Here is a 12,369-nt window from a genome sequence, read left to right on the forward strand (position 1 = left end):
AGACAATTTTATTCGGCTTGCTTGGCCAGCTCGCCGAGCGCTGCACCACTCAAACGGTAGGTGGTCCAGTCGTCCTGCGGACGGGCCCCAAGGCGGCGATAAAAGCCCAGCGCCGGCTCGTTCCAGTCCAGCACCGACCACTCCAGACGCCCGCAACCCCGCTCCACCGCCAGCTGTGCCAGACGCGTCAGTAAAGCCTTGCCCAGGCCGGAACTGCGCGCCTGCTCGCGTACATACAAGTCTTCCAGATAAATTCCGGGCTTGCCGAGGAAAGTGGAGAAGTTCGGGAAAAACAGGGCAAAGCCCTGCGGCTCGCCATCCAGTTCGCCGATCAGCACCTCGGCGAACGGGCGTGGGCCGAACAGGTTGAGGGTCAGATCCTCGGGGGTGGCGACCGCTTGATCACTGAGTTTCTCGTATACCGCCAGCTCATGGATCAGGCTGAGGATCAGGCCGACGTCATCGGGTGTGGCGTTGCGCAGTTGGATACGGGACATACGGGCTCCTCAAATGGCGTGATCAGCGGAGCTTGCAGGCTCGGCGCGCGGGCGGCAACAGGGTGTCATCAATTACCGTCTACAGAATTGATGTTTCGTGCTCTGGCCCTTGCATACCCTGCTTGGGCGTTTATCCTGAGCGCCGATTTATATTCCGGAGAAACCCATGTCCCGTCGTTTGCCCCTGATCGCCTTGCTGATCGTTCTGGCCCTGTGGCTGGCCGCCGCCTACGGGCTGCGTTTTGCCCTGATGGAAGACAGCCAGTGGGTCGGTATCTGCGTTGACCAGGCTCAGCGCTGGGAATGCCAGGTGCGTAACGGTCTGGGCCTGTTGATCCACTTCCGCGTCATTGCACTGACGGGTCTGGTCGGTGCCTTGCTGGCCTTTATCGTCCCGGGCCGTGCGGGCTGGTGGTTGGCGGTGGCGGCCCTGGTGTTCGCCTTGCCGGCGCTGGTGCTATACAGCGCCAGTCTGGCGGTGTTTGCCGTAGTGATCGCCGCGTTGCGCCTGGTGCGGGCGCCGCGGTTGGCTCAAGGGCTTCGCGGCTGAAGCCACTCCTAAGGATTGTGCATATCCGCCATCCCCGTAGGAGCGGCTTCGGCCGCGATGCTGTTGAGCAATAAAGAAAAGGGGCTCATCTGAGCCCCTTTTTATTTGCCTGTGTTTAAGCCACCTGAGCCCTGACCCGCAAACTGCGCCACAACGCAGCCACCATCAATGCACTGACTGCCGCCCAACCCAGCGCCTGCCAGTTAGCCAGCGTCTCCTGGAACAGCTGCGGCAGAATGCCGGCACCGAGGATCAGGGTCAGCAGGGCGATCTCGCGGCGTGGGCCTGCCACCGGACGGCACAGGTACACCAGCGCCGGCAGCACCAGTACCATGCTCGGGAAGCAGCGGTAGCGGGGGTCGAACACCAGGCCGAGCATCAGCACCGCTGCGGCGAAACCGCTGGCCGCCAGCCACCAGCCGGCACGCGCTTGTAGCCAGCCATACAGGTTGCCGCGCCAGCCAGCCTTGCTCGACAGCGCCAGGGCACCATGGGCCAGCACCACCAGGTTGAGGCCCACCAGGAAGGCGGCCCACAACCACTCACCTATATAGCGGCTGTTGACCCGCGCCATCTCGCTCCACAGGGCAATACAGCACGCACCCACAGCGGCCAGCAGCGGCAGCAGCAGGGCGGAACGGGTGGAGTTGGGACGCCCGGCCAGCAGCAGGGTAGCGAGGAAGATCACGCCACTGACGCTCAACCACAGGGTCCAGTTGGCAAAGTTGGAAACCGGGCCGGCCAGCACGGCTTTGTCCTGGCGATCGGCATCGAACAGGCCCCAGTAACCGCCCATGGCCCCTTCACTGACGCGCTTCCAGGGTTGGTCAAAGGCTTCGATCAGGTTGTAGTTCCAGCCGTTCTGCTCGGCCATGGCGACGAAGCCACGGATAAACTTGGCTTCGTTGACCCGGCTCGGCACCGCGGTTTCGCGCTGACGGCCTTCGCTTGGCCAACCGGTTTCACCGATAAAGATGTCCTTGGGGGCGAACTTGGCACCAAACACCTGGCGAATCTCGGCGACGTGGGCCAGGGCTTCGTCGATGCCGGTAGGGTCATCTTCCCAGTAGGGCAGCAGGTGAATGGTCAGGAAGTCCACGGCAGGTGCCACTTCCGGGTGCTTGAGCCAGAACTCCCAGACATCGGCGTAGGTCACCGGCTGTTTGATCTGCGCCTTCACGTCGCCAATCAGCTTGGCCAGTTGCGCGCCAGTGACTTCCTTGCGCAGCAGGGTTTCGTTGCCGACGATCACCGACTGCACCACATCCGGATTGTCGTTGGCCGATTTGATCAGCGCATCGACCTCCTTCTTGGTGTCCACCGGGTTGCCATTCACCCAGGCACCGAGCATCAGCTTCAGGCCGTGCTTGCGGGCAAGCTCGGGAATCGCTTCGAGGCCGGTCATGGAATAGGTGCGAATGCAGTGAAAGCGCGTGGCCAGCAGGGCCAGGTCGGCATCCATGCGCTCCGGACGCAGGGCGAAAGGCTTGTCGAACGGCGACTGATCCTTGTCGAACGGCGTGTAGGAGGCGCACTGCAATTTGTGCGTAGGAGTGGCGGCGTCGGGCAACACCAGCGGTTTGCCCAGGCCATACCAGAGACCGCCAATGGCGAATACGGCAAGCAGGCAGGCGAACACATAGGGCAGGGCGGGGAAACGTGCAGTAGCGGGCATAGTTAGGCGCGTCTGGGAGCAAAGCCGCGCAGTTTACCTGCATTCCCGGTATTTAGCGTAGAGCCGCCATTGGCCAGTGTTAGCGCATGTAAACAAGGCGGGCTGGGCGGTAGTTGAACAGGCGTTCAATCATAAATTTCGCTGCTTTTGCAATCGCTTGCCGGCCCTGGATAAGTGCCTTGTCGTTTCCAGCCTGATCCTGTCGTTTCTTGGCCGTGTTGATGTCGTTCTTGGAGCAGGTGCCGTGACCGGTTGGGTCGATTATCGAGGTGTCGGCGCACGACCGGCTCAGGGCGTGAGGCCAAACGATCACTTCGCAGACTCCGCACTAGATAGACCAGACACAGACAAATCACCTGCCACTCGGCAGTCGCCGAGCCACTATTTCGGGGAACAGACTTATGAGCAAAATGCGTCGGTTATTGGGTTTGGGTGCGGGTCTCGCACTGGCACTGAGCAGTGGTTTGGCAGCTGCCGCCGATAAACCTACATTGAAAATCGGCTATGTCGATGGCTGGTCCGACAGCGTCGCCACCACCCACGTCGCAGCGGAAATCATCAAACAAAAACTCGGCTACGACGTGCAACTGATGCCCGTCGCCACCGGCATCATGTGGCAGGGTGTGGCCAAAGGTCAGCTCGACGCCATGCTGTCGGCCTGGTTGCCGGTGACCCACGGTGCCTACTACGAAAAAATGAAAGACCAAGTGGTCGACCTCGGCCCGAACTTCAACGACGCGAAAATTGGCCTGATCGTGCCTGAATACGTCAAAGCCAAAGCCATCGGTGACCTGCAAGGCGAGAAAGACGGCTTTGGCGGCCGCATCGTCGGCATCGATGCCGGCTCGGGGGTAATGCTGAAAACCGACCAGGCGATCAAGGACTACGGCCTCGACTACAAACTGCTGGCCAGCTCCGGCAGCGCCATGACCGCCGAACTGGCCCGTGCCATTCGCGCCGAGAAGCCGATTGCGGTGACCGGCTGGATTCCGCACTGGATGTTCGCCAAATACAAACTGCGCTTCCTGGAAGACCCCAAAGGCGTCTATGGCGCCGCTGAGCACGTCGACAGCATCGCCAACCCCGGCCTGGAAGCCAAAGCCCCGACAGTGGTGGCCTTCCTGAAGAAATTCACCTGGACCCCGGATGAGATCGGCGGCGTGATGCTGGCCGTGGAAGAGGGTGCCAAGCCGGCTGACGCGGCGAAGAAATGGGTCGCTGAACACCCGGACCGGGTGAACGAGTGGTTGAAGTAAGTTAGCTAACGCGTTTGCCACAAAGCCGCTCACTGAGCGGCTTTGTGGTTTTTGTGGAAGGTCAAAAGCATCGCGGCTGAAGCCCACAGTATTGCGCTATCAACCCGTGGCGCTGCCGAATCAAAGGCTCGGGAGGGAAGCGCAGGCCAGGCGAAAACAGGGGTGGGAGCGGAGTTGGCTGTAGCCAATAAGCATCTCGCGCCCGTTTTCAACGACGCATGCGCGAACCTCCCGGCCTTTTGAACGGCAGCATAAGACTAAGGTCGTCTGTCTTCCGGCTCCGGGCCAACTAGAGTTACCTCACCAGCAACCCGTGCTGCGGAGGATAAAAATAAAATGAACGACAGCATCTACGAGCGGATTGAGAAAAGTCCGCGCTTCAAAGAACTGGTAGCCAAGCGCGAGCGATTCGCCTGGATACTATCCGCCATCATGCTTGGCCTGTATGTGGCCTTCATTCTGATCATTGCTTTCGACCCCAGCCTGTTCGGTACGCCGATCAGCGAAGGTTCGCCAACCACCTGGGGCATTCCCGCTGGTATCGGCCTGATCCTTTCCGCTTTCGTATTGACCGGTATCTACGTATACCGCGCCAACGGCGAGTTCGATGACCTGAACCAGGCCATTCTGGACGAGGTGAAACAATGATCGCTCGTAACCTTGCTGCGTGCGCATTGCTCGCCTTCGCTCCGGCCCTTTGGGCTGCCGATGCCATTACCGGCGCGGTGCAACGCCAACCGATCAACGTGGCGGCCATCGCCATGTTCGTCGTCTTTGTCGGCGCCACCCTGTTCATCACCTACTGGGCGTCCAAACGCAACAACTCCACCGCCGATCACTACGCCGCTGGCGGCAAGATCACCGGTTTCCAGAACGGTCTGGCGATTGCGGGTGACTACATGTCGGCGGCCTCGTTCCTGGGTATTTCCGCCCTGGTGTACACCTCCGGTTATGACGGCCTGATCTACTCCATCGGCTTCCTGGTGGGCTGGCCGATCATTCTGTTCCTGATCGCCGAACGCCTGCGCAACCTGGGCAAATACACCTTTGCCGATGTGGCTTCCTATCGCCTCAAGCAGAAGGAAATTCGTACCCTGTCCGCCAGCGGTTCGCTGGTGGTGGTGGCCTTCTACCTGATCGCGCAGATGGTCGGTGCCGGCAAACTGATCCAACTGCTGTTCGGTCTGGATTACCACGTTGCGGTGATTCTGGTCGGTATTCTGATGGTGCTCTACGTGCTCTTCGGCGGCATGCTGGCCACCACCTGGGTGCAGATCATCAAGGCCGTGCTGCTGCTGTCGGGCGCTTCGTTTATGGCGCTGATGGTGATGAAACACGTCAACTTCGACTTCGGCATGCTGTTCTCCGAAGCGGTGAAAGTGCACGCCAAAGGTCAGGCGATCATGAGCCCTGGTGCACTGGTGAGTGACCCGGTATCGGCGATCTCCCTGGGCCTGGCGCTGATGTTCGGTACGGCGGGTCTGCCGCATATCCTGATGCGCTTCTTCACCGTGAGCGATGCCAAGGAAGCCCGTAAGAGCGTGTTCTACGCCACTGGTTTTATCGGCTACTTCTATATCCTGACCTTTATCATCGGCTTCGGCGCGATCCTGCTGGTCAGCACCAACCCGGCGTTCAAAGATGCAGCGGGCGCTCTGCTCGGTGGTAACAACATGGCGGCGGTGCACCTGGCCAATGCGGTGGGTGGCAGCCTGTTCCTCGGCTTTATCTCGGCAGTCGCTTTCGCCACTATTCTGGCCGTAGTAGCCGGTCTGACCCTGGCGGGCGCTTCGGCGGTGTCCCACGACATCTATGCCAGCGTGATGAAAAACGGCAAAGCCAACGAGAAAGATGAACTGCGTGTATCGAAGATCACCACCATTGCCCTCGGCGTACTCGCCATTGGCCTGGGCATTCTCTTCGAGAAACAGAACATCGCGTTTATGGTGGGCCTGGCGTTCTCCATCGCTGCCAGTTGCAACTTCCCGGTGCTGTTCCTTTCCATGTACTGGAAAAACCTCACCACCCGTGGCGCCATGATTGGTGGCTGGCTGGGTCTGTTGACCGCTGTCGGTCTGATGATCCTCGGCCCAACCGTCTGGGTACAGGTACTGGGTAACGCCAAGGCGGTCTTCCCGTACGAATACCCGGCGCTGTTCTCCATGATCGTGGCCTTTAGCGGTATCTGGTTCTTCTCGATCACCGATAAATCCACCTCGGCCGGTGAAGAGCGCGCGCGCTTCCTGCCGCAGTTCGTCCGCTCGCAGACTGGCCTGGGTGCCAGCGGTGCAGCAGCGCACTGATAAGTAAAGACTCTGAGTGATTTGGGCAGCCTTCGGGCTGCCTTTTTTTATCAAGAGCATCGCGGCTGAAGCCGCTCCTGCGAGATCGCACAATCGGTAGGAGCGGCTTCAGCCGCGATGCTTTTTGCCAGGCAATAAAAAGCCCCGCACGGGGCGGGGCTCTTGTTGCCGGTGAGGAACTAGATCCTGCCCAGCAACGCCAGAATGATCACGATGATCAGAATGGTACCCAGAATGCCTGACGGGCCGTAGCCCCAGCTTCTGGAATGCGGGTACAGCGGCAGGCCGCCGACCAGGAGAAGAATAAGTACCACGATCAGAATTGTGCTGAGGCCCATGGTTTGGATTCCTTGTTCTAGACCATAAAGTGCAACTTCCTTCAGAGACCACGCACAAAAGGGTGCGCTGGCCTCGTCTATTAGTTACGACCGGAGCGGCTTTGCAAAAATTCAGGTTATTTCTCCGCAGGGGTGGCAATGCTCTATCGTCTGGGCGCTGACAGCGTGGTGCTGGTGCACCTGTTGTTCATTCTGTTCGTGCTGTTCGGCGGGTTGTTGGTGTTGCGCTGGCGCTGGTTACTGGCGCTGCATCTGCCAGCGGTAACCTGGGGGGCGGCGGTGGAGTTCTTTCATCTGTATTGCCCGCTGACGCCGTTGGAAAACCGCTTGCGCCTGGCCGCCGGGCAATCGGGCTACGAGGGCGGTTTTATCGAGCATTACCTGATTCCGCTGATCTATCCGCGCGGCCTTACCGCCGACATGCAGCTGGGCTTTGGGGCCGTGGTGCTGGCGCTCAATCTGGCCGTTTACCTGTACCTGCTGCGTGGCGTTCTGCGCGCAAAAAAACACCAGGCATGAGCTTGGTTTGTTTGGCTCATTCAGCAGCCTAATGGTGCGTGGGCCGGGCAGATGCCTTCGTTACACTGGCATCACTCCTCACCCCCGACACTTACAAGAAAAGGCAGCCTCACTATGCAAAATCGCATCATGATCACCGGCGCGGGTTCTGGCTTGGGCCGCGAAATCGCGTTGCGTTGGGCGCGCGAAGGCTGGCAATTGGCGCTCTCCGATGTCAGCGAGCCGGGCCTGGCGGAAACCCTGAAGCTGGTCCGCGAAGCTGGCGGCGATGGCTTCACCCTGCGTTGCGACGTGCGCGACTACAGCCAACTGACCGCCCTGGCGCAGGCTTGCGAAACCAAGTTCGGTGGCGTCGATGTCATCGTCAACAATGCCGGTGTCGCCTCTGGCGGCTTTTTCAGCGAGCTGTCCCTGGAAGACTGGGACTGGCAGATCTCCATCAACCTGATGGGCGTGGTCAAGGGCTGCAAAGCCTTCCTGCCGCTGCTGGAGCGCAGCAAGGGCAAGATCATCAATATCGCCTCCATGGCCGCCTTGATGCAGGGCCCGGCCATGAGCAACTACAACGTTGCCAAAGCCGGCGTGGTAGCGCTTTCGGAAAGCCTGTTGGCCGAGCTCAAAGAGCAGGAAATCGGTGTGCATGTGGTGTGCCCATCGTTCTTCCAGACCAACCTGATGGATTCCTTCCGTGGCCCGACCCCGGCCATGAAAGCCCAGGTTGGCAAACTGCTGGAAAGCAGCCCGATCAGCGCGGCCGATATTGCCGATTACATCTTCACCTCGGTGGCCAATAACGAATTTATGATTCTGCCCCACGAACAGGGCCGCATGGCCTGGGCGCTGAAGCAGAAGAACCCGCAAGCGCTGTACGACGAGATGGCGGTAATGGCCGGAAAGATGCGCGCCAAAGGCAAGTAATACTGTTGTGAATAACTTGTCTGGCCGGTCAATTATTTTGCCGGCCAGACTTGTTAGCCACCGCCGTTGAATAGTAGGGTTGCGGGCCCGGCCTGCCTGGTCGTCGCTACGTTGACTACTTCTGTGAAACCCATCTCTCGGGGCTTACTGTTTGTCGCCCTGGTGCTCGCCGCAATCAATTTGCGCCCAGGCATCACCTCCCTCGCTCCTCTGATCGAACAGATCGCCAATGAACTGTCCCTGAGCCGTGGCCTGATCGCCCTGACCACCGCCTTGCCGGTGCTGTTTATGGGCTTGCTGGCACCCATGGCTCCGCGCCTGGCCGTCCGTTTTGGCCTGGAACGCACCATTGTTGGCTGCATGGCGCTGATCGGCTGCGCCCTGGTGCTGCGTCTGGCCAGCCATCACAGCAGCGTGCTGATTGGCAGTGCGGTGTTTGTCGGGGCCGGTATCGCTATTGCCGGGCCGTTGTTGTCGGGCTTTATCAAACGCCACTTTGTCGGCAAGGTCGGCCGAGTGGTGGCCTGGTACTCCCTGAGCATGACCATCGGCGGTGCCGGTGGCGCAGTGCTCACCGGGCCGCTCACCGGCCTGCTGGGTGAGCGCTGGCACTGGGGTCTGGCGATCTGGGCGTTACCGGCGCTGCTGGCGTTCCTGCTCTGGCTGTGGGTACCGAACAAACAGGAAGACCCTGCGCTAGTGGGCAGCGGCGGTGGTTTACCCTGGCGTGAACCGCGGGCCTGGGTGATCACCGGTTTCTTCGCCATTCAGGCCGGGCTGTTTTATACCCTCACCACCTGGCTGACCGCGCGTTACCACGAAGTGGGCTTTTCGCCGACGCAGAGCAACACGCTGTTCAGCTCATTCATGATGATCGGCCTGCCCAGCGCTTTCGTCCTGCCGTGGCTGGCCCAGCGCTACGACAACCGCGCCCAGTTGCTGCTGCTATGCGCCATTACCTCAAGCCTGTGCCTGGGCATGATTGCCTTTGCGCCGCAGCTGCTGCCGCAGCTCTGGGCGCTGCTCCTGGGCCTGGCCCTGAGCGGTTCGTTTGCGCTGTCGCTGGTGCTGCCGATGTATGAGGTCAACACCCCGCTGGCGGTCAGTCGCTGGACCGCGATGATGCTCTGCGCCGGCTACGGCATCAGCAGCTTTACACCGATTCTCACCGGCCTGGTTCGCGATCTCACCGGTAGCTATCAGGTGCCGTTCGTAGTGCTCACTGGCCTGGCCACCAGCATGATCCTCTTGGCCTGGCAGCTGCGTCCTCGCGCAAAGCCGGTCGCCGCCCAGTAACAATTTGCCGCACCAGCCCACAGCCCGCGCGGGCTCTGGGCTTTATGAAGATGGCATGACAGTTTTTCTCTGCTAGCGTTACCAGCCAGCAGTTTGAGGATTTTCACGTGGCGGTTATCTGGCATAATCGCGCCCCCTTTCGACCTGAACAGAAAACCACATGTTCGATCTTTTCAGCGGGCTGGAACCCTGGGTGCTTATCAGCCTGATCCTGGCCCTGGCGTTCGTCCTGTTCTTCGAGTTCATCAACGGCTTCCATGACACCGCCAACGCGGTGGCTACCGTGATCTACACCAAAGCCATGCCGCCCCACCTGGCCGTGATGCTCTCCGGTGTATTCAACTTCCTCGGTGTATTGCTCGGTGGCGTCGGCGTGGCCTATGCCATCGTCCATCTGCTGCCGGTGGAACTGCTGATCAACGTCAACACCGGCCACGGCCTGGCCATGGTCTTCTCGCTACTGGCCGCCGCCATTACCTGGAACCTGGGCACCTGGTACTTCGGTATTCCCGCTTCCAGCTCGCACACCCTGATCGGCTCGATCCTCGGTGTCGGCCTGGCCAATGCCCTGATCAGCGATATTCCGCTGGCCGATGGCGTGAACTGGCAGAAGGCGATTGATATTGGCATGTCGCTGCTTGCCTCGCCCCTCGCCGGTTTCCTGGTGGCGGCCCTGGTGCTGCTCGGTCTGAAATGGTGGCGCCCGCTGTCGAAGATGCACAAGACCCCGGAGCAGCGCCGCAAGATCGATGACAAGAAACACCCGCCGTTCTGGAATCGCTTGGTACTGGTGTTGTCGGCCATGGGCGTGAGCTTCGTGCACGGCTCCAACGATGGCCAGAAGGGCATCGGCCTGATCATGCTGGTGCTCATCGGTATCGTGCCGGCGCAGTTCGTACTGGATCTGAACAGCACCACCTACCAGATCGAGCGCACCCGTGACGCCACTATTCACCTGAGCCAGTTCTACGACCGCAACCGCGACAGCCTCGGCGAGTTCCTGGCCCTGGGTAAAGCCAATACCGCCGAGATGCCTGAGCTGTTCCGCTGCAACCCGCAGCAGACCGAAGCCACCATCGCCGGCCTGCTGAGCGACCTCAAAGGCGTCACCGACTACCACAGCCTGGCGCCGGACACGCGCATTCAAGTGCGTCGTTACCTGCTGTGCCTGGACGACACCGCGAAGAAAGTCGGCAAGCTCGACGGCCTGGCCTCGCGGGAAAAAGCCGACCTCGACAAGCTGCGCAAAGACCTCACCGCCACCACCGAATACTCGCCGTTCTGGGTGATTCTGGCGGTGGCCCTGGCGCTGGGTATCGGCACCATGGTCGGCTGGAAGCGGGTGGTACTGACCATCGGTGAAAAAATCGGCAAGCAGGGCATGACCTATGCCCAGGGCATGTCGGCGCAGATCACCGCCGCCTTCGCCATCGGCCTGGCCAACGTGTTCAGCCTGCCGGTGTCCACCACCCACGTACTGTCCTCCGGCGTGGCCGGCACCATGGTCGCCAACAAGAGCGGCCTGCAGGGCGGCACTGTGCGCAATATCCTGCTGGCCTGGTTGCTGACCTTGCCGATTTCGATGGGCCTTGCAGCCAGTCTCTTCTGGCTAGCCACACGCTTCGTCGACTAATAAAGAGCCCCGCAGATGCGGGGCTTTTTTATGGATACTGTTCCGTCCTGAATAAGGTTTACACCTTCTGACCATCTTCAGGAGGACTCAATGGATTCGGGTAAAAAGCGCAGTCAGCGCGATTACACCTTGGCTTTTAAGCTGGCCGTCGTGGACCAAGTCGAAAAAGGCGAGTTGAGTTATAAAGACGCTCAAACCCGCTACGGCATCCAGGGCAGATCGACAGTGTTGGTGTGGTTACGCAAGCATGGTCGGCAGGACTGGAGTCAAGGCGCATCTATTCGAGTTCGGAGGACCCGTGCCGTGGACGAGCCATCTGCACCGCTGACGCCAGAACAGCGGATCAAAGAGCTTGAAGAGCAGCTCGCATTGAGCAACCAGAAGGCTCAATTCTTTGAAGCCGTCGTCAATGTTCTGAAAAATGACTACGGCGTTTCCATCGTAAAAAAGCGACCCGGCAAGTCCTCTCGCAAGGGCAAATCGAAGGCCTGAGTATCACCAGGGCTTGCCTGTTTATGGGGATTTCGCGCCAGGCTTACTACAAGCAAATCTGGGCACACGAGGCCCGCGCCCAACACGATCAAAGCGTGTTGGACTTTGTTTTGGAAAAGCGCCGCCGCCAACCAAGGTTGGGGACCCGCAAGCTGCATCATTTGCTGCATATCGAAGCCGAAACAGCGCTCCAGGTGGGTCGAGATCGGCTGTTTGCGATCCTGCGTGAAGCGCGTGAACTGGTGCCTCGCAAGCGTGCGTACCACAAAACCACCCACAGTCATCATCGGTTTCGGCGGCATCCCAACCTACTAAAAGAAGGGCCTGCACAGATCGTTGCTACGGGACCTGAGCAAGTTTGGGTGGCTGACATAACCTACCTTCCGACCCAGGAAAGCGTGGCTTACTTGAGCCTTATAACCGACGCGTTCTCACGCAAAATCGTGGGGCACCATGTGCATGAGAATCTGCACACGGAGTCGGTGATCAAGGCGCTGAAGAACGCCGTAGGGGAGCGGAAAACAGATCAGCCGTTGGTCCATCACTCAGACCGTGGGGCGCAGTACTGCTCGGATCTTTACCAGCGGCTGCACGTCAAGCACGGCATCACCTGCTCAATGACCGACGGCTACGACTGTTACCAAAACGCGATGGCAGAGCGAGTGAACGGGATTTTGAAGATGGAATTCCTGCTACATCGCCCTAAAGACCTGGTGGAGGCTCGGAAGATGGTGGACGAGTCGGTGGGGATTTATAACGAAGAGCGGCCGCATCTGGCCTTGAAATACAAAACGCCCGATGCGGTGCATCGGGCGTTTTGAGAGTGAAACAGGTGTAAACCTATTTCAGGACTAGACATACAAATCCTCTAGGAACGGCCGCTCCGGCGCTC

13 protein-coding genes are annotated in these 12,369 nt (G+C 59.9%); 9 read left to right on the forward strand and 4 right to left on the reverse strand.

The window, feature by feature from the left end:
- Positions 1-8: 8 nt before the first annotated feature.
- Positions 9-497 (reverse strand): N-acetyltransferase family protein, encoded by a 489-nt coding sequence (locus tag ACVW0Y_RS02075; RefSeq protein WP_457435730.1) that lies wholly within the window; start codon positions 495-497, stop codon positions 9-11.
- Between the two features lie 166 nt (positions 498-663).
- Between ACVW0Y_RS02075 and ACVW0Y_RS02080 the strand changes: the two genes are divergently transcribed.
- Positions 664-1,047: a hypothetical protein gene (locus ACVW0Y_RS02080; RefSeq protein WP_457435731.1), complete on the forward strand. Its 384-nt coding sequence runs from the start codon at positions 664-666 to the stop codon at positions 1,045-1,047.
- A 115-nt stretch (positions 1,048-1,162) separates the two neighbouring features.
- On the opposite strand, the gene ACVW0Y_RS02085 is transcribed toward ACVW0Y_RS02080, so the two are convergent.
- Both ACVW0Y_RS02085 and ACVW0Y_RS02090 read right to left on the reverse strand, forming a co-directional pair.
- On the reverse strand, positions 1,163-2,722 hold the full coding sequence (locus ACVW0Y_RS02085; RefSeq protein WP_457435732.1) for a glycoside hydrolase family 17 protein: 1,560 nt from the start codon (positions 2,720-2,722) through the stop codon (positions 1,163-1,165).
- 79 nt (positions 2,723-2,801) lie between these two features.
- A complete protein-coding gene (locus tag ACVW0Y_RS02090; RefSeq protein ID WP_457435733.1) occupies positions 2,802-3,035 on the reverse strand; it encodes a hypothetical protein in 234 nt (77 codons plus the stop codon).
- Between the two features lie 88 nt (positions 3,036-3,123).
- Between ACVW0Y_RS02090 and ACVW0Y_RS02095 the strand changes: the two genes are divergently transcribed.
- The 3 genes from ACVW0Y_RS02095 to ACVW0Y_RS02105 all read left to right on the forward strand — a co-directional run bounded on the left by ACVW0Y_RS02095 (position 3,124) and on the right by ACVW0Y_RS02105 (position 6,281).
- On the forward strand, positions 3,124-3,978 hold the full coding sequence (locus ACVW0Y_RS02095) for a glycine betaine ABC transporter substrate-binding protein (RefSeq protein WP_457435735.1): 855 nt from the start codon (positions 3,124-3,126) through the stop codon (positions 3,976-3,978).
- A gap of 336 nt (positions 3,979-4,314) precedes the next feature.
- Positions 4,315-4,626, forward strand: a complete 312-nt coding sequence (locus ACVW0Y_RS02100; protein ID WP_457435736.1) for a DUF485 domain-containing protein — start codon at positions 4,315-4,317, stop codon at positions 4,624-4,626.
- A complete protein-coding gene (locus ACVW0Y_RS02105; protein ID WP_457435738.1) occupies positions 4,623-6,281 on the forward strand; it encodes a cation acetate symporter in 1,659 nt (552 codons plus the stop codon). The genes ACVW0Y_RS02100 and ACVW0Y_RS02105 overlap by 4 nt, the downstream gene beginning before the upstream one ends.
- A gap of 179 nt (positions 6,282-6,460) precedes the next feature.
- Here ACVW0Y_RS02105 and ACVW0Y_RS02110 read toward each other — a convergent pair whose 3' ends face one another.
- Entirely contained in the window at positions 6,461-6,619 is a 159-nt protein-coding gene (locus ACVW0Y_RS02110; protein WP_108095509.1) for a DUF3309 family protein, read from the reverse strand.
- A 138-nt stretch (positions 6,620-6,757) separates the two neighbouring features.
- Here ACVW0Y_RS02110 and ACVW0Y_RS02115 point away from each other — a divergent pair, with 138 nt between their 5' ends.
- The 5 genes from ACVW0Y_RS02115 (at position 6,758) to ACVW0Y_RS02135 (ending at position 12,298) form a co-directional block, all read left to right on the forward strand.
- Positions 6,758-7,138, forward strand: coding sequence for a DUF2784 domain-containing protein (locus ACVW0Y_RS02115; protein WP_457435740.1), 381 nt, complete (start codon positions 6,758-6,760; stop codon positions 7,136-7,138).
- A gap of 114 nt (positions 7,139-7,252) precedes the next feature.
- On the forward strand, positions 7,253-8,056 hold the full coding sequence (locus ACVW0Y_RS02120) for an SDR family oxidoreductase (RefSeq protein ID WP_457435741.1): 804 nt from the start codon (positions 7,253-7,255) through the stop codon (positions 8,054-8,056).
- 123 nt (positions 8,057-8,179) lie between these two features.
- Complete coding sequence (locus tag ACVW0Y_RS02125; protein ID WP_457435742.1) at positions 8,180-9,352, forward strand: MFS transporter; 1,173 nt, start codon at positions 8,180-8,182, stop codon at positions 9,350-9,352.
- Between the two features lie 160 nt (positions 9,353-9,512).
- A complete protein-coding gene (locus tag ACVW0Y_RS02130) occupies positions 9,513-10,985 on the forward strand; it encodes an inorganic phosphate transporter (protein ID WP_457435743.1) in 1,473 nt (490 codons plus the stop codon).
- 90 nt (positions 10,986-11,075) lie between these two features.
- Positions 11,076-12,298, forward strand: a protein-coding gene (locus tag ACVW0Y_RS02135) for an IS3 family transposase (RefSeq protein ID WP_457435745.1) whose coding sequence is annotated in 2 segments (ribosomal slippage) — positions 11,076-11,427 and positions 11,427-12,298 — 1,224 coding nt in all. Because the reading frame shifts where the segments join, the coding sequence is not laid out codon by codon here.
- The last annotated feature ends 71 nt before the right edge of the window (positions 12,299-12,369 follow it).

The sequence above is a fragment of the Pseudomonas sp. TE3786 genome, assembly GCF_054057335.1.

Coding starts and splice junctions, on each gene's coding strand:
- ACVW0Y_RS02075 (WP_457435730.1), bottom strand. CDS start 497: ATGTCCCGTATCCAACTGCGCAACGCCACACCCGATGACGTCGGCCTG.
- ACVW0Y_RS02080 (WP_457435731.1), top strand. CDS start 664: ATGTCCCGTCGTTTGCCCCTGATCGCCTTGCTGATCGTTCTGGCCCTG.
- ACVW0Y_RS02085 (WP_457435732.1), bottom strand. CDS start 2,722: ATGCCCGCTACTGCACGTTTCCCCGCCCTGCCCTATGTGTTCGCCTGC.
- ACVW0Y_RS02095 (WP_457435735.1), top strand. CDS start 3,124: ATGAGCAAAATGCGTCGGTTATTGGGTTTGGGTGCGGGTCTCGCACTG.
- ACVW0Y_RS02100 (WP_457435736.1), top strand. CDS start 4,315: ATGAACGACAGCATCTACGAGCGGATTGAGAAAAGTCCGCGCTTCAAA.
- ACVW0Y_RS02105 (WP_457435738.1), top strand. CDS start 4,623: ATGATCGCTCGTAACCTTGCTGCGTGCGCATTGCTCGCCTTCGCTCCG.
- ACVW0Y_RS02110 (WP_108095509.1), bottom strand. CDS start 6,619: ATGGGCCTCAGCACAATTCTGATCGTGGTACTTATTCTTCTCCTGGTC.
- ACVW0Y_RS02115 (WP_457435740.1), top strand. CDS start 6,758: ATGCTCTATCGTCTGGGCGCTGACAGCGTGGTGCTGGTGCACCTGTTG.
- ACVW0Y_RS02120 (WP_457435741.1), top strand. CDS start 7,253: ATGCAAAATCGCATCATGATCACCGGCGCGGGTTCTGGCTTGGGCCGC.
- ACVW0Y_RS02130 (WP_457435743.1), top strand. CDS start 9,513: ATGTTCGATCTTTTCAGCGGGCTGGAACCCTGGGTGCTTATCAGCCTG.